Genomic DNA, 26,966 nt, shown 5'->3' with positions numbered 1-26,966 from the left:
GTGATCAGTCCGTACATCCAGGCTTTTCAGCTCTCGCTGACGAGCTGGAACGGCTACCAGGCGAACCCCGCCTTCGTCGGGTTTGAGAACTTCACCAGACTCTTCAACGACGAGGTCTTCTGGAACGCCCTGCGGACCCACGGGATCGTCCTGCTTGTGATGCCGCTCGTCGTGCTCGCCCTCGCGCTGGTCTTCGCCTTCCTGCTCAATCTGGGCGGCGGCTCGCGCGGGGCCGGCATGCGGGGCGTGTGGGGCTCGACCTTCTACAAGGTCGTGTTCTTCGCGCCCCAGGTTCTGGCCGTCGCCATCGTCGGCGTGCTCTGGAAGGCGATCTACCGCCCCGACGAGAGCGGCGTGATCAACGGCGCCGTCATGAAACTGGGCGGCGAGCCGATCGGCTGGATGAGCGACCCGAACCTGGCCCTCTGGTCGCTCATCGCGGTCATGGTCTGGCAGGCGGTCGGCTTCTACGTGGTGCTGTTCTCCGCGGGCATGTCGGCCATCCCGAAGGACTACTTCGAGGCCGCCGCGCTCGACGGGGCCGGCCGGTTCACCCTCTTCTTCCGCATCACGCTGCCGCTGCTGCGTGACACGATCCAGGTCGGCTGGGTCTACCTGGGCATCGCCGCCTTCGACTGCTTCGCCCTGGTCCAGGTGCTCACCCTGGACGCCGGCGGCCCCGACGGCGCCACCACCGTGCTCCCCGTGGAGATCTTCAAGACCGCCTTCTCCTACAGCAAGGTCGGGTACGCCTCCGCGATGGGCGTGGCGCTGTTCTTCCTGACGGTCACCTTCGCGGTGCTTACCCTGCGCGTCACCCGGCGCGAGAAGATCGAGATGTGATGGATCCGAAGCGACACGCATCCATCCGTCATCGCTCCGCAAGAGGACTCTGACATGCGAAACAAGCCGAAGCCCAGCGCCCTGAGCGGCCTGTCGCACGTCGCGCTCGCCGTCTGGGCGCTGCTGATCATCCTGCCGCTCCTGTGGACGTTCCTGGCCGCGTTCAAGGACAACACCGAGATCTTCGGCGACGCGCTCCAGTTCCCCGGCGCGGCCCGCTGGGACAACTGGGCCCGTGCCTGGGAGAAGGCCCACGTCGGGCAGTACATGATCAACACGGTGATCGTCGTGTTCTTCAGCACGCTCGGCACGATGTTGTTCGGCTCGATGGCCGCGTACGTGCTGGCCCGCTACAAGTTCGTCGGCAGCAAGCTCATCTACCTGCTGTTCGTCTCCGGCATGGCGTTCCCGGTGTTCCTGGCGATCACCCCGCTGTTCTTCGTGGTGAAGCAGGTCGGGCTGCTCAACTCCTATCTCGGCCTGATCATCGTCTACATCGCCTACTCGCTGCCCTTCACCGTGTTCTTCCTGGCCGCCTTCTTCCGTACGCTGCCCGAGGCGGTAGCGGAAGCGGCGAAGATCGACGGGGCCTCGCACACCCGCACGTTCTTCCAGGTCATGCTGCCGATGGCCAAGCCCGGCCTGATCAGCATCACCATCTTCAACGTGCTGGGCCAGTGGAACCAGTACCTGCTGCCGCTCGCGCTCGTGCCGGCCGATCGTTCGAAATGGGTCATCACGCAGGGCATCGCCGACATCTCCACCATCGCCGGCTATGAGGCCGACTGGCCTGCTCTGTTCGCCGCCATGAACCTGGCGATCATCCCGGTGCTGATCGTCTACATCATCTTCCAGCGCCAGATCCAGTCCGGGCTCGGCGCGGGAGCCTTGAAGTAACGTTGCCCTCATGAGTGAGTGGACCCGCGAAGGTGAGGAACTCCGGCGCACGATCACCGCGCCGGACTTCCCCACGGCCATCCGCATCGTCGACGAGATCGCGGTCAAGGCCGAGGAGATGAACCACCATCCCGACATCGACATCCGGTGGCGTACCCTCCACCTGGTCCTGACCACGCACGACGCGGGCGGCCTGACCGACCTCGACCACCGGCTGGCGGCCGTCATCGACGACATCGCGGCAAAACACGGAGCGTAGGCGCCCGATCACTCGCTAGAGTTGGCGGGCCCACAGCCCGTCACTCCGGGGAGAGAGCATGCGTCGGCCCGCCATCCTTCTGTCGTTGTTCGTGCCGCTGCTGGCCGCGGGCTGCACGCAGTCCGCCACCCCCGCGGCGGCCCCGTCACCCGCCGCCGCCGTGACGCTCAAGGGCGCCGGCCGCTTCACCGACGCCGACACCGCGGCCATCGCCTACGACCGCGCACTCGCCCCCGCCGGATCCCAGGCCAGCCTGACCGCCGAGTCGATCGGCGGCAGGACAACGTCGTCGCTGGTCGTGGAGGGGCTGCTGCCCAAGCGTGCGTACGGCGCGCACCTGCACACCAACCCGTGCGGCGCCAAGCCCGACGACGCCGGGCCCCACTTCCAGCACCACGGGAAGAGCGCCAGTGCGGCGAACGAGGTGTGGCTCGACCTCACCACGGACGCCGAGGGCACGGGGCGCGCGACAGCCCGCAACGACTGGGCCCTGGAGCCGGGCCATCTCCCCCGCGCCCTGGTCATCCACGCCCAGACGACCACCAGCACGGGACCGTCAGCGGGCACCGCAGGCCCCCGAGTAGCCTGCCTCACCCTCAACTAGCCTCACCCCTCCCCCGGCCGCCCCTCCCCGGGAGGCGGCGGCGCTCATTCAGCTGTCAGCGCCGCGCCACCCGCTCTCCCTCGCAACGCCGCTTCACGTCGCCACCACGTCCGCATCGCTGCGTGCCCCGCCCTCGCCGCGCGCTTCGCTTCGCCTCGCCCCGCTCACCCGCGCCCGCCGCCCGTTTCGCGCCGCCGCTCCCTTCGCGCTCGGCCTTTCGCGCACGCCCACTGAAGCGCCCCACTCCCGTGCCCAGGTCTGGGCGGACTTGTCGGCTATGGCCCTAGGATGCTTACACAATTACGTCGAAGGGCTTGAAGAATGTCTGAACGCCGGTGGCAGCCGCCCCGCTTAAGGCTTTTCGAGGGTGACCACAGGCGCGCCACCTGGCTGGAACTCCTGTACGACCTCGTGTTCGTCGTGGCCGTCGCGGAGCTCGCCGACGTACTGGCCCACGGAAACGGCCTGGCCTTCGTCGGCCTGTTCGTCCCGCTCTGGTGGGCCTGGGCGGGCTATGTCTTCTACGCCAACCGCTTCGACACCGACGATGTCAGCCACCGCCTGCTCATGCTGCCGCAGATCCTCGCGATCGCCCTCATGGCGGCCAGCGTCGGCGACATCGGCAACCGGTCGGCGTTGTTCGCCGTGTCGTACGTCGTCGTACGTCTGCTGCTCATCGTCGCCTACATCAGAGCGCGCAAGCACGTCCCCGAGGCCCGCGCGCTCACCACCCGCTACATCCAGGGCTTCGCGATCGCGGCGGCGATCTGGCTGCTGTCGCTGGCGTTCGAGCCGCCGATCCGGTACGTCCTGTGGGGCGTCGCCGTGGCCATCGACCTGGCGACGCCGTTCCTCGCGCGACGCCATCAAGGCTCACTGCCGCCGCAGACGGAACACCTCCCCGAGCGGTTCGGACTGTTCGTCGTGATCGTCCTGGGCGAGGTCGTGGCGGCGGTCGTGTTCGGCCTCAAGAGCCACGCCGTGACGCCGGGCAGCGTCCTGATCGCGCTGAGCGGGATCGCGGTGGCGATGGCCTTCTGGTGGCTGTACTTCGGGCACCTCGACGAGTCCGTCGTCCTGCGCACGCGGCTGGCGGGGCAGGTATGGGTGTATTCGCACCTGCCGCTCGCGCTCGGGCTGGCCGCGTTCGGCATCGGGGTGGAGCACGCCCTGGCCGATCCGGGATCGTCCGGCTGGTCGGTGGGCATCCCCGCCGCGCTCGTACTGGCGGCGCTCGGCCTGCAACACCTCTGCTCCGGCGACCGCCGTTCCTCCACCGTCCGCGCCGCGAGCGCCGGGCTGATCCTCGTGTTCTCGTGGCTCCCGGTGACCGCTGTGCTCCTGTTCGTCCTGCTCCTCGGCGCCGGTCAGGTCGCGTACCTGCTGGCCCGCCCCGTCACCGGAGACGCACAATGATCGAAGACCTCTTCACCCGCCAGCTGACGGCCATCGCCGACGGCGACCTGGAGGCCATCCTCGCCCAGTACCACGAGGACGCCATGATCGTCCGCCTGGACCACGTGGCAACGGGCCCCGAGGAGATCCGCGCCTTCTTCACCGCCTACCTGGCGCTCAAGCCCCAGGTGGCGGAGATCAAAGCCCTCCAGGCCGTGAACGACACCATCTTCTACAACGCCGTCATGACGGTGAACAACAACCAGGTCAGCGCCTACGGCACCCTGATCATCCGAGACGGCCGGATCTGGCGCCAAACCGCCGCCGCCATCCCCCTGTAGCCCACCCTCCTCACCCGACCGCGCCGCACCGCCTCAGGCGCGGCGCCCTTCATCCGGTACGCCGTCCAACCCGGCCTCCACCACAACCCACGCCCTACCCAGGCCAGTTCGCGCGCCTACACCCTCACGGCCGCATCACGCTGCTCCACCCCCGGCCGCATCGCACGCCCCTACCTCGGCCGCCTCGCGCCGCCCTACACCCTCACGGCCACATCACGCTGCTCCACCCCCAGCCGCATCGCACGCCCCTACCTCGGCCGCCTCGCGCCGCCCTACACCCTCACGGCCACATCACGCTGCTCCACCCCCAGCCGCATCGCACACCCCTACCCCTGGCCACATCGCACGCCCCTACCTCGGCCACATCGCACCGCCCAACTCCTACGGCCACATCGCGCCGCCCCACTCCCTCGACGGAACCAGCCCTCTCTGTGTTGAGCGCGGTGAGGATGTCAGTGCGTTGCGCGGATCTAATGTCAGTAGAGCAGGGTCCAAAGCTCAGACAGGTGGCCCGTCAGCGCTGTGCCGAGGTCGATGCGCCGCCAGGCGGATCTACTCTTCGCTCCAGATCAGTTCGGAGCCGGGCAAGGGGCGTTCAGCGATTGTCGACCACATCTGTGCGCCTGGTAAGGGTCCACGGAGGTGGGCTTCAGCAGCGGTAAGCCGCAGCGAAGCAGTGACGATGAACTGGCAGCACTGCAGGCCCGCGACGGCCCTGGGTCGCCCGCCCGCTTCCGGACCCGCCCACAACTCGGTCATCAAAACCCATCATGTGACGGATTCTTTTTGAGCCTGCTAGCGCAGGATAGTGCGCAGACGGTGTCAGGTCTCTGGCTGGGACGTGGGCGCCGACACCAGAGGCGGCGGTTCGGAGGTGGAAGCCCGGACCGGTTCCGCCTCTTTGGTGTGCCCGAAAAATGAGCCTTCCTCTTCCCTTGGTTTCGAGTTACTGTCACGCCAACTCGCATCGGCCGCGAGGGCGTGCAGAGACTTCCACTCTCCAGCTCGCTATCGGGAGGCCTCACGGATCGGCTGCGAGGAGTCAAGGCCCACATCCCAGCCAAGATTCTGAAGGAGCCGCCCGCGATGCGCATCGAGTTCGTCGTGTCGATCGTTGCGGGAGTGATCGTTACTCTCGCCTTCTTTCTGCTGGTCAGCTACATCGTGCGCAGCCTGACGCGTACCAAGAGCGCCAACACCAAACTGCTGGCTGGCGGCCTCGCCGCAGTCGGATCTTTGATGGTGGTGCTGCCGATCATCGTGTATGCCCTCTACGCCGTACCTACCTGGTAGAAGACAGCGGCAAGCATGAACGATGAGTCGCCAAGGTCGTCGGCACAGCCGGGGGCCTTGGCGACCATGAGCTCGCCCCTTTGGAACACTCTGATCTCCCAGGGAACGCATCGCCGCTTTCAGCCCGGAGAGACGCTCGTCCGGGAAGGTGAAAGATCCGAGCAGGTCCTGTTTATCGTTGAAGGATTCGTCACGATCGGTATGCACGACAGCAGCGGACGCTATGCCCTGTTGGATCTCCGCGGCCCGGGAGAGTTCATCGGGGAAATGGCGGCTATCGATGGACAGGCGGTACGCCAGGTTACGGTGACAGCGGGTACTGAGTTGCGGGCAGTGTTGATTCCTGGTATCGGCTTCCGCCGTGTCTTGTCGATGGAGCCGGAGCTGGGTTTCATCCTGACCAGAGCTTTGGGTTCCCGGCTTGACTGGGCGAACCGCCGACGCCTTGATGCAGCGTCCGTCGACGTGGAGACACGGATCGCGAGGCTGCTTCTAGCGCTAGCTGAGCGCTACGAATTCCTCCGCAATCTGCCGCTCACCCAGGCCGGGATCGCCAGCATGGCAGCGACCTCAGTAGTTGCTGCACAAAGGGTCTTGAGGCGATTTCGTTCGCTTGGTCTCGTCAGGACGGGATATCGAACGCTTGAGATCGTCGACCCGGTTGGGCTCCAGCGGGTAGCGGAACCGGATTGATCCTTGGCACAGCAGCGGGCTACCGCCCCACCCAATGGTCACGGTCGGTCGCAGGCCAGGTGGCGACATCCAGTACAGCCTGCGCCTGACCCACGGCGACCACCCGTGCGAGCCCGACAGCTCGTTCGCCGAACCGCCGTGGCAGCGAGGGCCGCAACGCACCGACGAGGCCTATCTGCAGGAGCTGCCTTTGGGCACGGCGAGAATGTCAGTGGCTGCGCGGATCTAATGTCAGTGATCGGCCTGCTCGACCCGAGAGGCTGCCTCGTGCGGTCTCAGGCTCGCGCCCATGTAGTCAGGCTCTTTCGTTCACCTCTGGGTCGGCTGAAGAGATGTGCGGGCGCAAGGTCTGGATAGCACGATCAGCAATCCAGTCGCTGACCTGGCCATCAGCGTCAGTCATCCGAACCGACATGCGCTCTCCGGCAGGGGAATCAGAGAAGATCACCAAGGCGCGGTTATCGCCAACGCGTCCCGCGCCGACGGCGTAGGCCGTCCCTTGGAGCTCCGCCGCCGCCAGCAACACCGGCCGCGCCTCGACCCGTGCGCCGAGTACGGCGTCGAAGTCGGTCAAGTGCAGTAATTGCCCGTCCCGGGTGCCGATGAACACCTCGATTGGATCGCCGCCCTCGTCACGGCGAAGCACGAAATCGGACACCTGTATGCGCAACTCCACGGACTGGCCGGGAGCCTGAGCCACCACTTCACGCAGGTCCGCGCCATCCAGAAAGATCCCCACCAACTCGGCGACGCTGCACAGCACGATGCCCTCGGCGTCGAAGACCGCAGCACCCGCAGGCAAGGGAATGGTCTGGCTGTCCCCATTCCGGCTGATCTGGCCGGAGACGGAGATCAGACGTTCTCGAATCAGGTCGCGAAATTCCAGGTGCGGCTGCCCCAGCCGGCCGAGAGGCCCGTCCGCGGGGATCGGTCTTTCCGGCGTCACCAGCTCAATGCCGTAGTAGCGGGCCTTGGCGACCGCGCCCGCGGTGAACCCGTTGGAGGAGACCATGACCATCTGATCCAGCTCCAAGTCCGCCTGCTTGGTGACCACCTGCTCGACCCAGGTGATGTCCGGCTTTTGGGCGTGCTCACGGCACTCGACGCCGATCCGCATCTGCCTGCCATCACCAGCACGGCTGGTGATGAGGACGTCGACTTCACGCAGGCCCGCCCCTGTACGGTCGGGCAGCATCGCTGACTCGGTGACCACGGCGTGGGCATCGATGTGTGACCGGATGAAGTAGACGATCGCCTGGAAGTCATTGGATCGCGCGGGCATGTCGACACGGTAGCGGTGGAGGCCGACGGTTTCTGGCCCGCCCAAGTGCGCGCGGCCACGAGGGGCGGGAATGGCCGCCGGGATCAGTGCCGGCGGTGCGGCGGGGCGAGGTGCTCGGTGACCTTGGTGATGGCCTCGGGGCCAGGTTTGACATAGCGCATGGCGGTGCGGGGATTCTTGTGCCGGGTCTTGCCCATGATGAGCTGCAGCGGCACCTCAGCCTCGCCGAGGTGGGTGGCGGCGGAGTGGCGCAGCTGGTGCAGGTCGAGCCCGGCGTACTTGTCGAGCAGGACGCGGGCACGGTCGTAGCCGAGGCGGGCGCGGCCGGTGTGCGGGCAGATGTCGGCGGCGGCCGGCCGCCGGGCGGGCACGGGACGGCGTTCGGACAGGAACAGCGGACCCTGGGTGCGCGTGCTGCCGTCGGGGAGCCGGAGGAGACGGGGCAGCAGGTGGGCGGTGCCGCTGTCCCAATACACCCACTCGACGGTGCCGCCCTTGGCCCGGACAGGGGCGCGCCGATGCTCCAGATCGAGATCCTCCACGTTCAGCGCGAGGAGCTCCGCGGCCCGGGCCGCCGTTTCATAGAGCATCCGCCACAGCGTCTTCTCGCGCAGCGGGATGTCGCGGCGTGAGAGCAGCCGGTGGATGGTGGTCTTGGCCACGGCGCGGGTCTCGTCGGCACTCTCCTTGCGGCGTTCGGCGTCGGCCGGGACCGATGGGGCGGCCCAATGCTTCTTGGTCTGGCACCAGGTGAGCCAGGAGGAGATGGCGGCGCGGTTGCGGTTCCAGGTCGCCGGCGCGCTCGTCCCCCACAGCGCGGTGAGCGCGTTGCCGATCTCGGTGTCGGCGACGTAGGCCAGGGCGCGGTCGCGGCCGCCGAGCGCGGTGATGGTGCGGTCGATCGCCGAGGCGTAAGCGCGGCGGGTGCTGTCGTTGGCGAGGCGGTGTGTGCCGAGGAAGGCGTCGGCGGCGTCGCCGAGGTCGATCGCGGGGCCACGCAGTGCGGTGACCTTCGCGCCTGCCGCGCTCACCGGCCGCCCGCCGCAGGTCCGATGTACCGGATAATGTGCCGGAGTCGCGCATCGGCCGCGATGGCGGATCCCCAGCTCGGTAGTGATCTCTCCGCGCTCATGTACGGGATAATAGGTCATTATCACGTACATGAGCGATGTCTGTGCAGCGAGTGGCTGCCGGACACTTCAGTTCGTGGGCGACGCGCCGAGATGGCGAGTTCAATTGCGCGCTTGGTGAGTGAGCCGTGCTGTCGTGCGTCACCTGATGGGCCGCTGCCCCGGTCGTAGGGTGGGTGCGGTGAGACTTGATGAGTTCACGAAGCTGGCGGTCTCGTGTCGCGAGCGACTGGGAGTGGGATTCCAGGGTTTTCGTACCGACGGCAAGGTGATGTCCCTGAAGTGGCCCGATGATGTCGTCGAGCAGTTCTTGTACGACCACGCTGACAACGACGGCTTCCTGCGTGACTACGGGGATGTGGACTTGGCTGCGGTGGCCTGGGATGTCGAGGTCATCGCCGTGGAGGATTTCCTTGAGATGCCGACCGGCCCCTCAGACGAGGGCAGCATCGAGGAATATGCCGAGGACCCCGACCGGTGGGTGAAGGCACGGAACGCCGGTCTGCATATCGGTGTGAAGCAGTGCTGGCAGGCGCACGGGACGTGGAAGCGCTGGCCGATCCTGATCGACCGCGCGTTGCTCACTCCAGGCGGGAGCGGTTTGCAGGTCATCGAGGGCCGAACTCGGGTCGGCGTCTTGAGGGGTCTTCATCGTCGAGGAGACCTCGTGGCAGGACAGCACCTGGCCTGGGTCGGGCGCTCCATAGCGTGAACCAGTGCTGTGAGAATTCCGAATCCGTGCTGCTCCGCTCTGGAAGCGCTCAATCTCAGGTGCGTCATCTTGACGAGCCAGCCCTTGCCCACGTTCTCTGCCTGGCCTCCAACCGGGGGCGGCGCCTCGACGAGTGAACCGACCATCCGCAGGAGGTGAAATTGGCGTGCGTAGCCTGTCCTGGTCGCGTAGCTTCTGCCCGTGGAAACGATCACGCGGGATGGGCTGCTTGACTCGGCCCGAGACTTCGCCGGCCGTGCGCTGGAAGCCAGCATGCAAAACGACGCAAGAGGCGTCTTCTTGCACGCAGCCACCAGCCTGGAGCATTTGTGCAAGGCATATCTGTGCTCATTGCACCCTGCCCTTCTGCTGGAGCTCAAGCACGATCAGTTCCACTCGCTGCTCTACCTGACCGGTAACGGCACCAAGTCCTCCAAGACGCCAGACAAGATCCGGACAGCCAGTGGGCGCGTGGCGCTGGCACGCGTGGAAGAGATCTTGAAGCTGCTGCCAGCGTCGAAAACTCCCCTTGAACGGTTGATCGACGTGAGAGACGGAGTCGTCCACGCAGGACTACTCGACGACAGCAAGCGCAAGGAGACGTTGGTCGCCTGGCTCCGGATGAGCGACCGCCTCTTCGAGGAACTTGAGGTGCCATCGCAGGAGCGATGGGGAAACCACCTGGCGGTCGTCGAAGCGCTGATCTCTGAGCATCTGTCCGAGGTCGAGCGGGACGTCAACGGCCGAATCGCAGCAGCTCGTCTCCATCTCGAAGCGATCTTTCGAGACATCCCGGAAGAACTTCGTGAGCCATGGCGAGCCGCACGCCGCACGAGCATCCGGCTGGCGCTCACACCAGACCCCGACCATGAGCGCGAGGAAGATCTTCTCTACGAAACCTGTCCAGCCTGCACCGATCCGAAGGCGAGCGTGCTGTACGACGTTGAGATCGATTTCGATGTCGATGTCGAACCTGACGGTGAAGGCGGATACGACGCTGTCGCCATCGGCGAAATCAGGTTGCTGCACGCCAAGGCGCTGGAATGCGGTGTGTGCGGCCTTCGGCTGACTGGCCCGGATGAGTTCACGGCGGCCGGGCTCGAAGCCGTCGTTGACGACCAGCCCGACGATGATGACGGAGACGCGGCGTACGACGCGTGGAGGGACTCTCAGCTGGATTAGAGCTGAGGTCCGACCATGGTCGGCTCGCTGCCGGTAGACAGCGCGGCGGTTTCCAAGACGAGTGCTGGGGCGCTTGCTACGGTCCGAATGAACGCTTCGCCCCTGTGAGATGAGCGCTTGAGCTCAAGGGGATCTATCGAGGCTGTCAGACGCCGTGGCCGGGAGGACCGCGATGGCCGTCGATCGTGAACGCCGGGCCGCGACCGTGGCGAGGCTGCGCGCTCTACGCGAATCAGCGTCGCTGACTTCAGCTCATGTACGACTGGCTGCCTCCGGTCTGGGCGTCACTGAACGAACCATCTGGCGCTGGCTGAACGCGAACACCGACCCACTACCTCACGCTCCTGGTCGTCGGCCCTACGCGCTGTCGAGGGCCGACCGGGAAGCCTACGCCTACTTCCGCGGCAACATCGCCGCCGTGCATCGTGCTCGCAGCGCGGCTACCGCCTCCTCGCCCGCTGGAGCCGAACACAACGTCGTCGGCGACGGCGAGACGGCCGGGGGCGTGACCGTGCCCGACTTCCTGCGCTACGGCTGGGCCGGCGCCCGACCGCTCGCGTTGCGCACCCTGCAGGAGGCTTTCGCCCGCCAGGTCACCCCGGCAGAACGCGCCGCCTGGCGAACCGGGGAAGAAGGCCGCCGCCAAGCCTCGGTGTACCTGACCCGCCCCCGTTCATCGCGCAACCACACTTGGGAAGCCGATCACAAACAGTTGCCCATCGTGGTGCTGCCACCGCGCGGCCCGGCGCTCAAGCCGTGGCTGACCACGGTGGTCGACGACGGCACCCGCGCGCTGCTCGGCTGGGCGATCGCCGTCACCCCGCACGCCGGCACTGTGCTGACCGCCTTTCACATGGCGTTGGTCTACGACGTCGAGCGTGGCCCGTTCGGCGCCGTCCCGTCGCTGGTGCGCATCGACCGCGGCATGGACTTCGCCGCCGGCGCCGTCTACGACGTGCTCGCCGCGCTCTGCGTCGACCGCCACCGGCTGCCCTCCCGCATGGCCCACCGCAAGGGCAAGGTGGAGCGCATCCACCGCACCATCGACGAGACCCTGCTGCGCGGCCTGCCCGGCTTCACCGGCGGCCCGCGAGACGCGGCCGGCAAGCTGTACGGGCCGATCGACGACCGCGCCGCCGCGCAGGACGACGCCGATCCCCAACATGCCAAGCCGATGCGGATCGAACGCCTGGCCGCGAAGTTCGCCGACTGGGCGCGCTGGTACAACACCGAGCGGCCCCACCGGATGCTGGACGGGCGCACCCCACTGCAGGCGTGGGAGGCCGACACCGGCCCGGTGCACCGGATAGGCGCCGACAAGCTACGGCACCTGCTGCTGGCCGCGACCACACGCACCATCGGCAAGGACGGCATCCGCTTCACGGCCTGGCCTACATCGCCCCCGAGATCCAAGGGCGCGGCGGCCAGCGTGTGGAGGTCCGCTACATGCCGCACGACGACCGCTTCGTCGAAGTCTACCTGGAGGGCCGCCACCTGTGCACGGCGCACCCGGCCGAACGCCTGACCCCCGAGCAGACCGAGGCCTTTCGCGCGCACACCCGCGCCGAGGCCCGCCGCCTCGGCGCCGAGCGGCGACGAGCCACCGCCCGGGCCCGCGCCGAACTCGTTCCCATCACCGAGACCAGCGCAGGCAGCCCGCCGACCGAGTCGAGGATCGTGCCGCCCACCGCCGCGGCGGCGGCCTCGGCCCGTACCCGCGACGATCAGCTGCGCAGGCGGGCCAGCACCAGCCTGCTGGGCCTGACCGACCCCACCGCGCCCAGCGGGCCCGGCCGTACCCCGCGCGCTGCGGCACCGCGATCCGACGACGCTCCGCAGGAGGATTGATGCCCAGGCACTTCGCCGGCCTGCACGGTGCCGTCACCTTGCCCACCAACCACTTCCAGCTGGTCGGCAGGATCATCGGCGACCTGGTCGACTTCCATGCCACCGGCGTCGTGCACGGCCCGGCCGGAACCGGCAAGACCTACGCGGTCGAAGCCGCCCTGGAGGCGCTGCGCGGTGGCACGGCCGCCGGGAGCGCCACCAGCATCACCACCGTCAATCTGGCCTTCCCCAGCCGCCCGACCATGCGCCTGGTCGCCGACGAACTGCTGCGCGCGCTGACCGGCTCCAAGGTGCCCTCCAGTCGCAGCCGTTTCTACCTCACCGCCGCGCTCACCGACCTGCTCACCGCGGCACCACGGCTTGTGGTGGTCGACGAAGCTCAGCGCCTGACCGGCGACTGCATCGAGCTGCTGCGCCACCTGCACGACCACCCCGACACCCGCTTCGCCCTGCTGTACGTCGGCGGCGACGGCTGCTGGGAAGTGCTCTCACGCGAACCGATGCTGCGCTCACGCGTCTTTCGCCGTCTGCCCTTCCAAGCGATCAAACGCGACCAGGTGCCCGCCCTCATGCGCGGCTACCACCCCATCTACACAGGCGCCGACGACAAGCTGCTGTGGGAGATCGACGACGCCTACGGCCACGGCACCCTACGCGACTGGGCCGCCTTCACCCACACCGCCGCGATGATCTGCACCGAGGCCGGCCGCGACCACATCGACCCCGAGGTCATCGCCAACGCCTGCACCCTGCTCGGCGGCGGCCTCCATGGATGACAACACCACGACACCAGCAACCGCCCGCCCCAGCACCGCGGGCACCGCTCCGCCGGACGGCGGCCTGCCGGACTACGGGCAGATCGAGCGTCCCCCGTTCGACCCGCCCCGCGTGCTGGTCATCCGCAACGTCTTCGACCAGGCCCCCATCCCGCCCGCGATCGCCAAGGCGCTCACCGTCGACCACGGCCGCGTCGTCATCCGCCCCACACCCGGCGCGACCGACCCGGCCACCCTCGCCCTCGACGTGCTGACCGCACTGGGCAAACACCCCCACGCCGCCCGCACCGAACGCGCCCAGCCTCACGCCCTGCACTACAGCGCGGCCTGGCTCATCGGCGCCCGGGTCAGCGACCTGCTCGTCGACCGCGCCCACCTGCTCCACCCCGACCGGCTGGGGGACCTCCTGCGCCTGGCCGAACAGATCGGCGCGACCTTATGGCTTCTGTGCGCCCGCGAGGCCAGCCACCTCGCCGACCTCCAGACCAGCCTGCCCGCCCTCACCCGGCGCATCGTCCAGACGAGGGAGGTGTCGTATCTGAGCTATAGCTTCGAGCCCGCCGACGACTCACCGCCACCCGACGGCCGACCCGCCAACCGGGCGTCCGCGCGTCCTCTCGCGGGCCGCAACATCACCCCGACGTCCCGGACACCGGGCTGGCCCGAGCTGCCCTCGGCGGACTTCACCACCTTCCTGGCCGCCTGCCGTCGCCACCTGCCCGGCCACGCCTTCACCCCCGTCGCCGCCGAGTTCTCCGCCATCGCCGCCCGTGCCGACTCCTGGACCCTCACCCACCAGAGCCTCGCCGCCGTCTCCGACGACGTGTTCACCGCCCACCTGGCCGCCTGGCTGCGCGACCACATCCTCGGCCCCGCCGACGACGCCGGCCACGCCCTCATCCGGCTACGCGCCGTCCAAGCCTCCCTGTTCCTCCACGGCATCCTGCTGCGCTGGGACCCCAGCACCCTGGGCCCCCAGCCCGCCCAGAAACTGCCCGGCACCCTCACCCCCGCGATCGCCCACCGGCTGGCGACGATGTGCCGAACCGAATTCGCCGCCGCGACCGCCCTGTCACTCCACCTCAACCACGGCCCCACCTACTTCGAGACCCTGCGCTGCGCCGACATCGACCCCGAAGCCGCCACCATCACCACCCCCGACCACATCGACGACCACGACATGCTGCCGACCAACCCCAAGCACCGCCGCCCCTGGCCCGTCGTCAGAGCACGCTTCCTGGCCGACGCCCGCCGCGAGCTCTCCCTCGGCACCACCATCCACCTGCCCGCCGCGGCCGGCTGGCTGCTGGCCGCGCACCTGGCCCACCGCCACCTGCAAGGCGCCAGCGCGGACGACCCGTACTTCCTGCACGCGACCCAGCCACACCGCTCCCCGGCCGCCGCCCTGGTCCAAGGCATCCGCCGCACCTGCCAGAGCCTGCAACTGCCCACCCCGCCCTGGCTGCACACCGGCGACTGCAAGTTCGGCGCCGACCGCGGCCTGATCCACCGCACCCAAGGCTGGCTCACCGAACGCTGCCTGACCGTGCACCTGCTCGACCCCACCAACCTGCCACACGTCGAACATCCCAGCACCTACCAAGGCCCCGAAGGGTGAACCTCCGCGCCAGCGCCGGGACCGGGCGGCCAGCAGACGATCAGCAGACGACGGTGAAGGAGCGACGAACGTGGACCACCACCTGTTCCAAGTCCGCCTCCACACAGGCGCGCTCACCATCTGGGAACTGGGCGACCTACTCGGCGTCCACCCCCACCTGCTGCACACGATGCAGCTCGAATACCTCGACCAGCTCCCCGTCAAGACGCTCATCGAACTGGCCCGCCGCCTGGACATCCACCCGGCCGACCTCATCCGCGACCTCGACTCCGTCCTGGACCACCCGCGCGACCTCGAACCGCACATGCCCCGCCAGCAGAGCGGCGACCCGGCCAACGACGCCCAGGCTCTGCTCGCCGCGCTCGCGCACGCCGCCGTCCCGCTCCTACTCGACGACGTCGCCACCGCGCTGCAGTGGGACCTGCAGCGCGTCTACACCGCCCTCGACCACGCCCAAGCGCACCCCGAACTCGCCGGACCCTACGCGATCGAACGCATCCCGCCCGAGACCTACACCCTGCGCCCCCGCTTGGATCTGCTCAGCCGCGCCTAGCAGCAAGCCATCCACAGCGCCGCCGACTACCACCAGCCCCTCACTGAAACCGAGGCGACCCTGCTGCTGTCGGTCATCTGGTGCGGCCGCTCCCCGGAGTACACCGACTTCCGGGGCCGCCACCTCGAACTCGAACGCGAGCTGAGGCTGCGCGGACTCGTCCGCGACAAGGGCGTCCCCACCAAGGCGGAGGCCTCCGCCGACGTCCAGTACAGCCTGCGCCTCACCCGAGGCGACCACCTCGCCGAGCCCGACAGCCCCTTCGCCGAACCGCCCTGGTGGCGCCGGCCGACACGCACCAGCGAGGCGCACATCCAGCAGGTGCTGTACGGCGAGGCCGACAACGACTTCGTGGTTGGCACTGCGGATGGCACAAGCCACTGACATCAAATCCGCGCCACCCGCAGAAGCACTGACATCAAGTCCGCGCATCCACCGACATTCTCGCCGCGCTCAACACTCTGCGCGGTCAACACCCGCACACCCGCACACCCGCACACCCGCACACCCGCACACCCGCACACCCGCACACCCGCACACCCGCACACCGAGGCATTGCACTGCCTGGCAGCACGGATCGCCCAGGGACCGCTCCATCACGGGCCTCCCTGGGCGCGGGTCCCGATGCCCTGAGGCGGCCCCCGCGCGAGGGGAGGCGTCGCCTGGTCGTTCGCCGGTGTCAGCCGAGGTGAGCGCGGGTTTCGGCGAAGGCGGCGTCGGTGCCTTCCAGGGCGCGGGCCACGTCGGCCTCCGTGTGGGCGGCGGACATGAACCAGTTGTGCCACGGATGGATGTACACCCCATGCCGCAAGCACGCCGAACTCCAATGCATGGCCACCGACAGATCGGCGTCACCCTCGAAGCTCAACCAGGGAATCGTCACCGGCCCCGTCTGCTTCACCGTGAACCCGTGGGACTTGGCCTGCGCGTACAGGCCTTCACGCAGTTGGGTGCCGGCCTTCTCCATGGCGGCGATGCCGTTCGTGTCGCGCAGGGTCTCGATCGTGGCCTTGGCGGCGGCCATGGCCACGGCGGAGAACCAGAAGGAGCCGGTCGAGTACAGGGTCTGCGCCGGCCCGCGCAGTGCGTCCGTGCCGGTGACCGCGGCGATCGGATAGCCGTTGGCCATCGCCTTGGACCAGGCGGTCAGGTCGGGCCGCACGCCGTACGGCTCCCAAGACCCGCGCAGATCGATCCGGAACCCCGCCCGAACGTCGTCGATCACCAGCGCGGCCCCGAGCCGATCGGCCAGCGCCCGCGCACCCCGCGCGAACTCCGGCTCCACGAGCTCCTGATCCTCGAACGAGTCGTGCTTGAACGGCGTCACGATGATCGCCGCCACATCCCCCTCAACCGTGGCCGCGGCCTCCTCCAGACTGGCCAGCGAGTTGTAGGCGAACTCCACGAGATCGGCCCGCTCATTGGGCGTGGTCCCGGCCGGCGACGGCGTACACCAGGGATCGGCCCCGTGGTAGGCGCCATGGGCCATCAGCACCTTGTTCCGCCCCGTGGCCGCCCTGGCCACCATCAACGCCTGAGTAGTGGCATCGGTGCCGTTCTTGGAGAACATCGCCCAATCAGCGCTGGGCACGGTGTCGACCAGCAACTCCGCCAGCTCGACCATGACCGCGCCCGGCCCGTTGAGACAGTCCCCCTTGGCCAGCTGAGCGGCCGCCGCCTCCTCCACCTCGGGATGCCGATGCCCAAGCACCACCGGCCCCCAACTGCACATGAAGTCGATGTACTCCCGCCCGTCCACATCCCACTGCCGACACCCATCCCCGCGCTCAAAGAACTGCGGGTAGCCCGGCGCGAAGATGGCAGCGTTGAGATGCCCATACATCCCGCCCGGCACAACCTTGTTAGCGCGCTGACGAAGTTCGCTATCTGTCATCTCAATTCCTTCCGGCGTCGCCCCCCAGGAGTCACCCCTCCAAGCCACACGTCCCGGGTACCGCACGACCTGGGTACCGCACGTCTCGGGTCTCGCGCGTCCTGGATGCCGCGCTCCTCGGGTGGCGCACCTCTCGGGCGGCATCTGCCGGGTGGCGCGTCCCGGCCGTGGGGCGAACTGTGGGGTTGTGGTGGCGGGTCGAGGTGGGCTGATCGGGCCAGCTGCCTGGGGCGGCAAGTGGGGGTAGGCAGTGCGGTCGTGGGCCACAGGAGCGGACAGTGGCGGGTCGAGGTGGCGTCGCCGGGATGGTCCGGCGGGGTGGTCGGGGCGACGGGTAGCGGTGGCGTGGACGGGTGGTGGGTGAGGTGGTGCATGGGGGTGGGGCGGGTGGTTGGGGTGGGGTGAGTGGTTGGGGTGGGGTGAGTGGTTGGGGTGGGGTGAGTGGTTGGGGTGGGGTGGGGGTGTTAGGTCGGGGTGGTTAGGAGGGTCAAGGTGGAGGGGAGGTCGGTGATGCCGGCGTCGGAGCCCAGGCCGGTTGCGACGCGGGCGGCGGCGGCTGTGCCCCAGTGGGCGGCGGTCAGGACGGTCTGGCCGTGCAGGAGGCCGGTGATGAAGCCGGCGCAGTACGCGTCGCCGCAGCCGGTTGTGTCGCTGACCTCGGTTTTCAGGGCTGGTACCACGTCGACGGTCACCGGGCCTCCGGCCACGGGGGTGGTGTGGATGCGGCTGCCCTTCTCGCCCATGGTGATCAGGACGGCCTTCGGGCCCTCGGCCAGCAGGGCTGCGGCGGCCTCTTCCAGGGTTGGGGCGCCGGTCATGAGGAGGGCCTGGGACTCGTTCGGGAGGACGTAGTCGACGTGCGGGAGGAACGCCTTTGCCATGGCCAGGAGGTCGGGCATCTCCGAGAGGAGGTCCATGGTGATGATGGTTCCGGCGGCGCGCAGTGTGTCCAGGAGAGCGAAGAACGCGGGGTCGCCCAGGCCGAAGGTCACGTCTACGCCGCCCAGGTGGACGGCCTTGGCCGTACGCAGGATGTCGGGGTCCACGTCGGCGGGGGTGACCGAGAGGTTGGCGCCGGGGACGTGGAAGCTGGGACGGCCGCCGTCGGGGCGGATGGGGAGGATGGAGGCGGCGGTCTGTTCGCCGGGGCGGCGGCGGATGTGGGAGACGTTCACGCCGTGCCGGCCCATGACCATGAGGAGGAAGTCGCCGAGCTCGTCGTCGCCTATGGCGCCAAGGGAGATCACCTGGTTGCCGAGTTTGGCCAAGTCCACGGCAGTGCCGGCGGCGGCGCCCGCGGCGGTGAGGCGGATCTGGTCGACGAGCACGGTGTCCTGGCCCGGGGGGATGTGTTCCACGGGGCGGGTGAGGATGTCGACGATGTGCACGCCGACTGTGACGACCGTCATACCGCGTTAGTAGACAGACGTCCGACTAAAAAGTCAATACAATGCCCGCATGCCGAAGATCGTGGACCACGACGAGCGCCGGCGCGACGTGCTGACCGCCGCCAGCAGGGTCATCGTGCGGGATGGCATCGACGCGGCCACCACCCGCGCCATCGCCAAGGAGGCGGGGCTCTCCAATGGTGTTCTGTCCCATTACTTCGCCGACAAGGACGAGATCCTGCTGTCGGCGTTGCGGGAGTCGCATCGGCGGATCCGGGAGCGGCTGACCGCCAAGGTCGGCGAGCTCGGCGGGCTCGCGGCCTTGCGGGAGGTGTTGCTGGACAACCTTCCGCTCGACGCGGAGCGCACCGAGGAGACCCGGCTGGAGGTCAGCTTCTGGAGCCGGAGTCTGGCGTCGGAAGAACTGGCCGAGGTGCAGCGGGAGGAGGCGGGTGAGTTGCGCGCCGCCGTACACGGACTGCTGGTCGAGGCTCGGGCGGCGGGAGAGGTACGCGCGGAGACGGACCTTGACGATGCCACCGAGCATCTGCTCGCCCTGGTCGACGGGTTGAGTGTGCATCTGCTGCTGTATCCCGGCCGGCTGCGGGATGCGGACCTTGAACGGCTCATGAGGGTGGCGATCGACGGACTCGCGACAAGTTAGGGTTGTCGAATGGGCGTCGACAACTTAACGTTGTCGGCATGGACAGCCACGCGCTGAACACTCAGGCCATGATCGAGGCGGTGGCCGAGCGGGCCGCCTCGCCGGAGCCTCTGGCACAGCTCGAAGCCGCCATCGCCTACGCGGCGCTGGCGGGCGCCGCCGCCGATGGCATGGTCGACCACTACGTCGACGCCGCCCGCACCGCCGGGCTCTCCTGGACCGACATCGGCGAACGGCTCGGCATCAGCAAGCAGGCCGCTCGCCAGCGGTTCGCGCCGAGGCTGGAGGTGAGCGGCGGGCCCGCGGCCGAACCGGCGCCGGTCGCGCCGCGGCTGTCGGTGTGCGTCGAGGTCGCGCAGGCCCTCGCGGACGCGGAGGGAAGCGTGCCCGGCACCCAGCATCTGCTGCTCGGGCTGCTGGAGGTGGGGGTCGCCGCGAGTGTGCTCGACCGGGTGGGGGTGACCAGGGAAGGGATCCGCGAATCGGCCGCGCGGCTGCTCGCGCCGCGTGGGGGCGTGGTGGGGGACGGCGAGGCGTACGACAACGTGATGCGCGCCCGCCGCCTAGCCGCGAGCAGGGGGCAGAACCTGACCCGCACCCAGCACCTGCTGTGGATCCTGGCCATGGACCCCGGTTCGTCGGCGCGGCGCGTCCTGGACGATCTCGGCGTCGACCCCGCGCGGATCAAGAAGGAGCTCAACGACCTCATCCCGCCCCCTCCCCGGCCCGGACGACGCGGACGGAAGCTCGGCAAGCGGGACGTTTCGGCCTGCTCGTTCTGCGGCTGCGTGGATCCAGGGCGGGCGATGGTCAACGGGCCGGGCGTGCGGATCTGCGGCGAATGCGTCGGGTTCGCCACGGAGATCATCCACACCGCCCACGGCGCGGCGACCGCGCCCGGCCGCCGCCTGATCCCCTGACCGGTTCGCGGTAGATTGTCCGGCATGCTGCTGGCCGATCTCAGACAACAGATGTGCGAGTACGGCCGGCGCGCCGTCGACCAGGGCCTGGTCATCGGCTCATCCGGGAACCTGAGCGCCAGGGAAGGCGACCTCGTCGCGGTGACACCGTCCGGGGTCCAGCTCGACCGGCTGACCGCGGAGGCGTGCCCGGTCGTCGACATGGACGGGTACCTGGTGGAGGGCGACCTCCAGCCGTCGTCCGAGACCCCGATGCACCTCGCCGTCTACGCCACCACGTCGGCGCGGGCCATCGTGCACACGCACTCGGTGTTCGGGACGGTGGTGGCCACCACGATGACCGAACTGCCTCCGGTGCATTACAACGCGCTCATGCTGGGCGGGGTGGTGCGGGTGGCCGAGTACGCCACGTATGGGACGCCCGAGCTGGCGGCGAACGTCAGGCTGGCCATGGAGGGCAAGCAGGCGGCGTTGCTGGCCAACCATGGCGGGGTGACGATCGGCGGCACGGTGGAGCAGGCGTTCGAGGCTGGTCGGCTGCTTGAGTGGTTGTGTGAGGTGTACGTGCGTGGGTTGTCGATCGGGAAGCCTACGGTGCTGACCGAGGACCAGCTGGCCGCGGTGATCGACCGCTCCTTCAACCCACCCACCTTCCCCCGCCGCACCCCCTGACCACCCTTCGTGGTCCGGGGTCCCCCGGTAGCCAGAGCTTGGGGAGAACACCGGAAGGGAAGCCCGCGGACGGGACCAGGAGACGCGAAGGGCCACAACCCAAGAGCCCGAAGGCCCCGGGAGGCGTGGGCTCGGGCCGGAAGGGCGGCCGGAGGAGCGGGACCGGGGCTCCGGGGCTCCCGGAGGGCAGCGGTCCGGAGGGGTGGGAGCCCGGGTCTGCGGGGTTGGGGGCTCGGGGGTCAGGGGTGGGTCAGGGCCTTTTCGGCCAGGCCGAGGGGGAGGCCGCCGGAGCCGGCCAGGCGGTCGTGGAACGACTTGAGGGTGCCCGGGTAGGACTCCCGGATGCGGTCGATCTCGATGGCGCCCGTCAGGTACGAAGGCGCCTGCGTGGGCCAGGCGCAGTACCGGTTGACCTCCCCCTGCGCCGTCCCCGGCGACAACGACGCCCGCGTGGCCATGAAGGTCTCGGCCTGTTCGATCGTCATGTCCCCGCAGTGCAGCGCCGTGTCCACGACAATGCGGGCGGCGCGGAAGATGCGGCAGTCCAGGTGGGCCAGTTCGGTGGCGGGCGTGTCGAAGTAGCCCTGCTCGTGCAGCATCTTCTCGACGTACAGGGCCCACCCCTCGGTGAAGTACGGCGTGCGGAACACCTTCCTGACCGTCCGGCGGCTCTCGGCGATGTGCGACAGGTGCCAGTGGTGTCCCGGGTAAGCCTCGTGGACCGCGATCGACGGCATCTGGGCGCGGGCGTTGGTGCGCAGGCGCTGCCGTATCTGCTCGTCGGTGAAGTCGTCGGGGGTGTAGGGCACGTAGAAGATGCCGGTGCGGGAGGTGCTGAGGGGCGGCGGGGCGAGGTAGTGGGCCACCGCGAGGATGGGGCGCGTGTACTCGGCCGAGGGCAGCACCTTGCACTCCTCCCCTTCGGGGAAGGTGACGAGGTCGCGGTCGCGGACGAATTCGCGGGCCCGCTGGGTCTCGGCCTCGTATTCGGCGCGCATGGCTTCGAGGGTGGGCGGGTGGTCGTCCATGAGGGATTCCATGGCGGCGCGCCAGTCTTCGGTGCCGTTGACGCGCTGGGCCACCTCGCGCATGCGGGTGTCGAGGGCGGCCCACTCGTGTTCGCCCTTGGTGTGGAGGTCGGCGGCGCCGTACCCGAGGAGCTCGCGCTCGCGCAGGAGGACGGTGTAGAGCTGTTCGCCCATACGCCAGGTGCCGCCGCACTCGAAGCCGTCGAGGAAGGTGACGAGCTGGTCGAAGGCGTCGGCGGCGGGTTCGGCCGCGGCGGCCAGCTTGGCGCGCAGGTCGGGGTCGTCGACCAGCGACGGGAGCGTGGAGGTGAGGAAGCGGCGGCCGGTGCGGGCCTGGCCGAGTCCGCGCTGGATGAGCAGCGGCGCGGCGATCGTGGGGTCGAGGTTGGCGCGGCAGTCGGCCAGGACGCCGGGGATCTCGGCCAGCCGCGAGATGGCGGCGGCGACCAGTTCGTGCTCGGGCTTGAGCTTCTGCTGGAACGGCGTGTTCAGGGAGGTGAACACGAGGGCCACGTAGAACGCGGGGTCGCGCCGCCACGCCGGCCACTGCGCCATGGCGACGGAGCCGCGCAGCTGCGACAGGACGAGGTCGCGATCGATCGCGTCGTCGAGGGTCGGGGGCTCCAGCTCGGACAGGCGGGTGATCCAGCGGCGCTCTTCGTCTTCGACGGCGATCAGCCCGGCGGCGGAGAAGTCGCCGAGCGTGTGGTCGTATCCGTCGGCGCCGAGGTGGTTGGCGAGGATGGGGTGGTTGGTGAAGTACCAGGAGAGAAACTCGTCCACGGATCGCACCATATCCTGATGAAATGCCCCTACAGATCACCGGCGCGCTGGGTGACCCCGACCTGATCCGGCTGCCCTGGGAGACCCCTCTCGCCGAGTGGCCGCAGCACCATCTGGTCGACCTGCCCCGCGGCATCTCGCGGCACGTGGTCCGCTTCGCCCGCCTGTCCGGCAAGGTCTACGCGATCAAGGAGATCAGCGAGAGGTACGCCAAGCGCGAGTACCAGCTGCTCTGGGACCTGGCCAGGCTGGATGCCCCGTCGGTGGAGCCGGTCGCCTACGTCACCGGCCGCGACGAGGGCCTGGACGCCGCGCTGATCACCCGGCACCTGCAGTTCTCGCTGCCCTACCGGGCGGTGATGTCCGGCACGCTGCGCCCCGACACGCTGACCAGGCTGCTCGACGCGCTGGCCGTGCTGCTGGTGCGCCTGCATCTCAACGGCTTCTACTGGGGCGACTGCTCGCTGTCGAACACACTCTTCCGCCGGGACGCGGGCGCGTTCGCCGCGTACCTGGTGGACGCCGAGACCGGCGAGATGCACCCGATGATCAGCGAGGGCCAGCGGCTGGCCGACATCGAGACCGCGCACGTCAACATCTTCGGCGAGATGCTCGACCTGGAGACCGGTGGCCTGCTGCACCCGTCGATCGATCCGATGGAGACGGCCGAGGACATCGTCACCCGCTACCACCGGCTGTGGAGCGAGATCACCCAGGACGAGATCATCGAAGAGGTCGACTGGCACAAGGTCGAGCAGCGTATCCGGCGGCTCAACCTGCTCGGTTTCGACGTGGCCGAGATGATGGTGCGCCGCAAGGTCGGCACCGGGCGGCTGATCGTGCGGCCCAAGGTGGTCGACGCGGGACACCACCAGCGACGCCTGCTCCGCCTGACCGGCCTGGACGTGGAGGAGAACCAGGCCCGCAGGCTGCTCAACGACCTGGACGGCTTCCGCGTCGCCAAGGGCCTGCGGCACGAGGACGAGGCGATCGTGGCGCACCGGTGGCTCGCCGAGGCCTTCCAGCCGACGATAGAGGCGATCCCGGCCGACCTGCGCCGCAAGCTCGACACGGCGCAGGTGTTCCACGAGGTGCTCGACCACCGGTGGTACCTGTCGGAGGCGGCGGGCAGCGATGTGGGGCTGAGCGCGGCGGTGAAGTCGTACATCGACGAGGTGCTGGTCCACAAGCCGGATGAGAAGGCCCTGCTGCCCGACGAGCCCACAATGTGAGGAAATTTCGTTTGTAGCCGGGCATTGTGCCTGGTGGGGGCTATATATGCCACCTGGTGGGGATATCTTCCGCTGGGGAGCAAAGCCCTTCCCCGCGGCCCGGGGCGGGATGGCCGTCCGGCTCTACGCTGCGTCAGTGCTCGCACTTGACGACTGCCTCCTCAGCGTGATGGACATCCCGGGCGTCCTCGACGCGCTGGTGATGGATCACCTCAGCGGAACCGTGATGGCCTCCGGCGGGCGCGGCGAGGCCGAGCGGTCGGCGCCCGCGCTCGGCGAGACGCTGCGCGTCACCATGGACGCCCTCGCCGGCGCCACCCACCGTGGAACGGTCCGCATCGACGACCTGATCGTCGTCGCCGACGACGGCTACCACCTGCTCCATCCGGTGGAGATGCCCTTCGACGGCCCGCTGGTGATCTACGTGCGGCTCGACCTCGGCCGCGCCAACCTGGCGCTGGCCCGCCACCAGCTCAGCTCGATCAGCGGCCGGCTGCGGGGCTGACGTCGTGGCCGCCGTCCATACGCTGCTCACCGGTCTGGCCAGGGAACGCGCCACCGGTTCGCTCAACGTGCCGCCGGCCGGCAAGGCGTACCTGCGCGAAGGGCGGATCGCCCACCTGGAGTGCCCGCGCACGCCGTCGGTCGAGCGGCTGCTGACCGCGCGCGGCGGGGCGGGCGCCTACAGCAGGGCCGAGCTGGAGTTCTGCGTGGCCGGCGCGGTGCTGGACGCCGCCTACTTCCTGCTGCCGGCCGAGCTCCCGGCGGCGCGGCCGAAGTTCCGGCCGGGAGAGTGCCCGCGGCCGGACACCCGGCTGGAGTTCGAGCTCGCCTGGCTGGTCGGCGAATGCGCGCGAAGGAGAGCCCAGTTGGCGCAGATCTGGTCCTCGGCCGAGCTGGACGACGTCCCGGTGACCCCGGCCGCGCGGCTGCCCGGACATCGGGCGACCGTGAGCGCGCTGGAGTGGGAGATCCTGCTCGGTGCCGACCGGGTGGCGACGCCGGCCGAGCTCGCCGACCGGCTGGGGCAGCCCGCCTACTCGGTGCTGCTCGCGGTCCGCCGCCTGGCCGCCGCGGGGCTCCTGGTCGCGCCGCTGATGCCGCGCCGGCGCGGGCGGGCGCTGGATCGGGCCGTGCCGCCGGCTCTCCCGCAGAGCGACCCGAATGTCCTGGCCGCGGTGAAGAGGGCGCTGGAGGAGCTGGCGTGAGGATCTCCGCGACGAGCCTGCGCCTACGCGCCCTGCGACGGAACGGAAGGAGACCCTCCGTGGAACTCTGCGAGCGGGTGCTCAGCGAGATGTCCAGGCTGCGCGAGCGCGTGCCCGAGGTCAGCGGCAGCGTCGCCTGCACCGTGGACGGGCTGCCGATCGCCGGCGACCTGCCCGGCGACCGGTGCGACCAGACCGCCGCGCTCTCGGCGGCGGTGCTGGCGCTCAGCCGGCGCATGGCCGACCTCGCGGGAAAGGGTGTGCTGCAGGAGACGCTGGTGTCGGCCAGCGCCGGGTTCGCCGCCCTTTACGCCGCGGGACCCACCATCGTTCTCACCGTCGTGGCCGAGCCGGGCGCCAATCTCGGCCTGCTGCGGCTGGAGGGGCGCAAGACGGCGGCCGCGCTGGCCGCCATCGCATCGCGACAGCGGTGAACACACACAAGGAGGTACGCATGGCCGGCATGGACGTCTCCCTCAAGGAGATGATGGCCATCGACGGCGCCGTCGGCGCGGCGGTGGTCGATCACGGCAGCGGCATGGCGCTGGGCACCCTCGGCGGCTCCAAGGACCTCGACCTGCAGGTCGCGGCGGCGGGCAACACCGAGGTGGTCAAGGCGAAGATGCGCACGATGGACTCGCTCGGCCTCAAGGACGCCATCGAGGACATCCTCATCACGCTCGGCACCCAGTACCACATCATCCGGCCGATGGCCGGGCGCGGCGGCAAGGGCCTGTTCCTCTACCTGGCGCTCGACCGCGGCCGGGCCAACCTGGCGATGGCCCGCCACCACCTGCGCAACGTGGAGGAGAAGCTGGAGGTCTGAGGGCGTCGCGCGGCCGCCGTGGGGGAACGGCCGCGCGACGCGGGTCACCCGGCCGTGTGTTTCGTGATCTCTTCCACGAACCGCGACCAGAGTGGCTTGGGCAGATCGTGCCCCATTCCGGGGAACGTGACCAGTCTTGAGCGCGGAATTGCCGCAGCGGTTGCGTGGCCGCCGGCGACCGGAATGAGCGCGTCGTCCTCTCCGTGCAGGACAAGCGTGGGTACGGCCAGCCGGGCCAGCCTTTCGGTCCGGTCACCGGAGGCCAGAATGGCGGCCAATTGACGGGCCGTCCCCGCCGGGTCGTGCGCCCGGTCATAGGCGAGCCCCGCCAGCAGGGCGATCCGCTCGGTGTCCAGGTCGTATCCGGGCGAGCCGATCACCGCCCAGGTCCGCTGGGCCAGCGCGATCGCGGCCGCGCGGTCGGGCGGCGGGGGCGACATCAGGGCCGCGCCGGCTTCCGGCGTGGGCGGCGCGACCTGCGGTCCGGGCGTGGACATGATCGAGGTCAGCGTGCGCACCCGCCCGGGATGGTCGAGTGCGAGTTGCTGCGCGACCATGCCGCCCATGGACGCGCCGACGACGTGCGCGGCGGGCCAGCCGAGCGCGTCGATCAGCCCGGCCGCGTCCCGCGCCATGTCCGCCAGCAGGTACGGCGAAGCGGGCGATCCGAATTCCGGAACGCCCGCCTCGTGAAGATGCGTGGATTCACCGGCGTCGCGGTTGTCGAACCGGACGACGTGGTGGCCCTGCTCGGCGAGGAGCTCGCAGAACTCCTCGTCCCAGTGGATGAGCTGGGCGCCGAGCCCCATGATGAGCAGCAGCGGCCGTGCTTGTGGCGAGCCGAAGCTGTCGTAGACGATCTCGATGCCATTGACGGCGGCGCGCTGACCCATGAGGAACAGAATCACATTCTGTTCCTCGTGAG

29 protein-coding genes are annotated in these 26,966 nt (G+C 69.2%); 23 read left to right on the top strand and 6 right to left on the bottom strand.

What is annotated here, in order from left to right; genetic code table 11:
- From ACIBHY_RS30245 to ACIBHY_RS30210, 8 genes are all read left to right on the top strand, one after another.
- Positions 1-843 (top strand): carbohydrate ABC transporter permease, encoded by an 843-nt coding sequence (locus ACIBHY_RS30245; protein ID WP_397244506.1) that lies wholly within the window; start codon positions 1-3, stop codon positions 841-843.
- A 54-nt stretch (positions 844-897) separates the two neighbouring features.
- A complete protein-coding gene (locus tag ACIBHY_RS30240) occupies positions 898-1,740 on the top strand; it encodes a carbohydrate ABC transporter permease (protein WP_184960098.1) in 843 nt (280 codons plus the stop codon).
- A 10-nt stretch (positions 1,741-1,750) separates the two neighbouring features.
- Entirely contained in the window at positions 1,751-1,999 is a 249-nt protein-coding gene (locus ACIBHY_RS30235) for a 4a-hydroxytetrahydrobiopterin dehydratase (RefSeq protein ID WP_397308455.1), read from the top strand.
- Positions 2,000-2,057: 58 nt separating this feature from the next.
- Complete coding sequence (locus ACIBHY_RS30230; RefSeq protein WP_397308454.1) at positions 2,058-2,603, top strand: superoxide dismutase family protein; 546 nt, start codon at positions 2,058-2,060, stop codon at positions 2,601-2,603.
- Positions 2,604-2,924: 321 nt separating this feature from the next.
- Positions 2,925-4,019 (top strand): low temperature requirement protein A, encoded by a 1,095-nt coding sequence (locus ACIBHY_RS30225; RefSeq protein WP_397244512.1) that lies wholly within the window; start codon positions 2,925-2,927, stop codon positions 4,017-4,019.
- On the top strand, positions 4,016-4,339 hold the full coding sequence (locus ACIBHY_RS30220) for a nuclear transport factor 2 family protein (protein WP_397244514.1): 324 nt from the start codon (positions 4,016-4,018) through the stop codon (positions 4,337-4,339). Before ACIBHY_RS30225 ends, ACIBHY_RS30220 begins: the two co-directional genes overlap by 4 nt.
- 1,086 nt (positions 4,340-5,425) lie before the next feature.
- The gene (locus tag ACIBHY_RS30215) at positions 5,426-5,632 is read left to right on the top strand and encodes a hypothetical protein (RefSeq protein WP_397308453.1); all 207 of its coding nucleotides are present in this window, start codon (positions 5,426-5,428) and stop codon (positions 5,630-5,632) included.
- A gap of 66 nt (positions 5,633-5,698) precedes the next feature.
- Positions 5,699-6,325 (top strand): Crp/Fnr family transcriptional regulator, encoded by a 627-nt coding sequence (locus tag ACIBHY_RS30210; RefSeq protein WP_397308452.1) that lies wholly within the window; start codon positions 5,699-5,701, stop codon positions 6,323-6,325.
- A 295-nt stretch (positions 6,326-6,620) separates the two neighbouring features.
- Here ACIBHY_RS30210 and ACIBHY_RS30205 read toward each other — a convergent pair whose 3' ends face one another.
- Positions 6,621-7,607: a restriction endonuclease gene (locus ACIBHY_RS30205; protein WP_397308451.1), complete on the bottom strand. Its 987-nt coding sequence runs from the start codon at positions 7,605-7,607 to the stop codon at positions 6,621-6,623.
- Between the two features lie 83 nt (positions 7,608-7,690).
- The gene (locus ACIBHY_RS30200; RefSeq protein WP_397308450.1) at positions 7,691-8,638 is read right to left on the bottom strand and encodes a tyrosine-type recombinase/integrase; all 948 of its coding nucleotides are present in this window, start codon (positions 8,636-8,638) and stop codon (positions 7,691-7,693) included.
- 280 nt (positions 8,639-8,918) lie between these two features.
- On the opposite strand from ACIBHY_RS30200, the gene ACIBHY_RS30195 reads away from it, so the two are divergent.
- The 7 genes from ACIBHY_RS30195 to ACIBHY_RS30165 all read left to right on the top strand — a co-directional run bounded on the left by ACIBHY_RS30195 (position 8,919) and on the right by ACIBHY_RS30165 (position 15,426).
- Positions 8,919-9,449 carry a hypothetical protein gene (locus tag ACIBHY_RS30195; RefSeq protein WP_397308449.1) on the top strand — a complete coding sequence of 177 codons (531 nt, stop codon included), beginning with the start codon at positions 8,919-8,921 and terminating at the stop codon, positions 9,447-9,449.
- Positions 9,450-9,650: 201 nt separating this feature from the next.
- On the top strand, positions 9,651-10,631 hold the full coding sequence (locus tag ACIBHY_RS30190) for a hypothetical protein (protein ID WP_397308448.1): 981 nt from the start codon (positions 9,651-9,653) through the stop codon (positions 10,629-10,631).
- Between the two features lie 418 nt (positions 10,632-11,049).
- Complete coding sequence (locus ACIBHY_RS30185; RefSeq protein WP_397308619.1) at positions 11,050-12,156, top strand: integrase core domain-containing protein; 1,107 nt, start codon at positions 11,050-11,052, stop codon at positions 12,154-12,156.
- The gene (locus tag ACIBHY_RS30180; protein WP_397308618.1) at positions 12,039-12,479 is read left to right on the top strand and encodes a Mu transposase C-terminal domain-containing protein; all 441 of its coding nucleotides are present in this window, start codon (positions 12,039-12,041) and stop codon (positions 12,477-12,479) included. Before ACIBHY_RS30185 ends, ACIBHY_RS30180 begins: the two co-directional genes overlap by 118 nt.
- Positions 12,479-13,255, top strand: a complete 777-nt coding sequence (locus tag ACIBHY_RS30175) for an AAA family ATPase (protein ID WP_397308447.1) — start codon at positions 12,479-12,481, stop codon at positions 13,253-13,255. Before ACIBHY_RS30180 ends, ACIBHY_RS30175 begins: the two co-directional genes overlap by 1 nt.
- Positions 13,248-14,873, top strand: coding sequence for a hypothetical protein (locus tag ACIBHY_RS30170; RefSeq protein ID WP_397308446.1), 1,626 nt, complete (start codon positions 13,248-13,250; stop codon positions 14,871-14,873). Before ACIBHY_RS30175 ends, ACIBHY_RS30170 begins: the two co-directional genes overlap by 8 nt.
- A 70-nt stretch (positions 14,874-14,943) precedes the next feature.
- Positions 14,944-15,426 (top strand): hypothetical protein, encoded by a 483-nt coding sequence (locus tag ACIBHY_RS30165; RefSeq protein WP_397308445.1) that lies wholly within the window; start codon positions 14,944-14,946, stop codon positions 15,424-15,426.
- A 679-nt stretch (positions 15,427-16,105) separates the two neighbouring features.
- On the opposite strand, the gene ACIBHY_RS30160 is transcribed toward ACIBHY_RS30165, so the two are convergent.
- Both ACIBHY_RS30160 and ACIBHY_RS30155 read right to left on the bottom strand, forming a co-directional pair.
- A complete protein-coding gene (locus ACIBHY_RS30160; RefSeq protein WP_397308444.1) occupies positions 16,106-17,269 on the bottom strand; it encodes an aminotransferase class III-fold pyridoxal phosphate-dependent enzyme in 1,164 nt (387 codons plus the stop codon).
- 515 nt (positions 17,270-17,784) lie between these two features.
- The gene (locus ACIBHY_RS30155) at positions 17,785-18,729 is read right to left on the bottom strand and encodes a carbohydrate kinase family protein (RefSeq protein WP_397308443.1); all 945 of its coding nucleotides are present in this window, start codon (positions 18,727-18,729) and stop codon (positions 17,785-17,787) included.
- Between the two features lie 49 nt (positions 18,730-18,778).
- Between ACIBHY_RS30155 and ACIBHY_RS30150 the strand changes: the two genes are divergently transcribed.
- The 3 genes from ACIBHY_RS30150 to ACIBHY_RS30140 are packed head-to-tail and all read left to right on the top strand — an operon-like array spanning position 18,779 to position 20,964.
- Positions 18,779-19,372 carry a TetR/AcrR family transcriptional regulator gene (locus tag ACIBHY_RS30150; protein ID WP_397308442.1) on the top strand — a complete coding sequence of 198 codons (594 nt, stop codon included), beginning with the start codon at positions 18,779-18,781 and terminating at the stop codon, positions 19,370-19,372.
- Positions 19,373-19,410: 38 nt separating this feature from the next.
- Positions 19,411-20,292 (top strand): Clp protease N-terminal domain-containing protein, encoded by an 882-nt coding sequence (locus ACIBHY_RS30145; protein WP_397244523.1) that lies wholly within the window; start codon positions 19,411-19,413, stop codon positions 20,290-20,292.
- Between the two features lie 24 nt (positions 20,293-20,316).
- Positions 20,317-20,964, top strand: coding sequence for a class II aldolase/adducin family protein (locus ACIBHY_RS30140; RefSeq protein WP_397308441.1), 648 nt, complete (start codon positions 20,317-20,319; stop codon positions 20,962-20,964).
- A 239-nt stretch (positions 20,965-21,203) separates the two neighbouring features.
- Here the strand turns inward: ACIBHY_RS30140 and ACIBHY_RS30135 are convergent, their stop codons facing one another.
- Positions 21,204-22,775, bottom strand: coding sequence for a DUF885 domain-containing protein (locus ACIBHY_RS30135; RefSeq protein WP_397244528.1), 1,572 nt, complete (start codon positions 22,773-22,775; stop codon positions 21,204-21,206).
- A 23-nt stretch (positions 22,776-22,798) separates the two neighbouring features.
- Between ACIBHY_RS30135 and ACIBHY_RS30130 the strand changes: the two genes are divergently transcribed.
- From ACIBHY_RS30130 to ACIBHY_RS30110, 5 genes are all read left to right on the top strand, one after another.
- Positions 22,799-24,007: a DUF4032 domain-containing protein gene (locus ACIBHY_RS30130; protein ID WP_379610413.1), complete on the top strand. Its 1,209-nt coding sequence runs from the start codon at positions 22,799-22,801 to the stop codon at positions 24,005-24,007.
- Between the two features lie 136 nt (positions 24,008-24,143).
- Complete coding sequence (locus ACIBHY_RS30125) at positions 24,144-24,512, top strand: roadblock/LC7 domain-containing protein (RefSeq protein ID WP_397244530.1); 369 nt, start codon at positions 24,144-24,146, stop codon at positions 24,510-24,512.
- Positions 24,513-24,516: 4 nt separating this feature from the next.
- Positions 24,517-25,215, top strand: a complete 699-nt coding sequence (locus ACIBHY_RS30120) for a hypothetical protein (protein WP_397308440.1) — start codon at positions 24,517-24,519, stop codon at positions 25,213-25,215.
- Between the two features lie 59 nt (positions 25,216-25,274).
- Positions 25,275-25,649, top strand: coding sequence for a roadblock/LC7 domain-containing protein (locus tag ACIBHY_RS30115; protein ID WP_397244534.1), 375 nt, complete (start codon positions 25,275-25,277; stop codon positions 25,647-25,649).
- A 20-nt stretch (positions 25,650-25,669) separates the two neighbouring features.
- Positions 25,670-26,041 (top strand): hypothetical protein, encoded by a 372-nt coding sequence (locus ACIBHY_RS30110; protein WP_184960524.1) that lies wholly within the window; start codon positions 25,670-25,672, stop codon positions 26,039-26,041.
- Between the two features lie 44 nt (positions 26,042-26,085).
- Here ACIBHY_RS30110 and ACIBHY_RS30105 read toward each other — a convergent pair whose 3' ends face one another.
- Positions 26,086-26,949 (bottom strand): alpha/beta fold hydrolase, encoded by an 864-nt coding sequence (locus tag ACIBHY_RS30105; RefSeq protein ID WP_397244536.1) that lies wholly within the window; start codon positions 26,947-26,949, stop codon positions 26,086-26,088.
- Positions 26,950-26,966: the final 17 nt, after the last annotated feature.

Source organism: Nonomuraea sp. NPDC050547, assembly GCF_044457345.1.
In the GTDB taxonomy this organism is placed as follows: domain Bacteria; phylum Actinomycetota; class Actinomycetes; order Streptosporangiales; family Streptosporangiaceae; genus Nonomuraea.
Note: the sequence above shows the minus strand (reverse complement) of the source record. Positions and strands in the feature narration are given on the sequence as shown.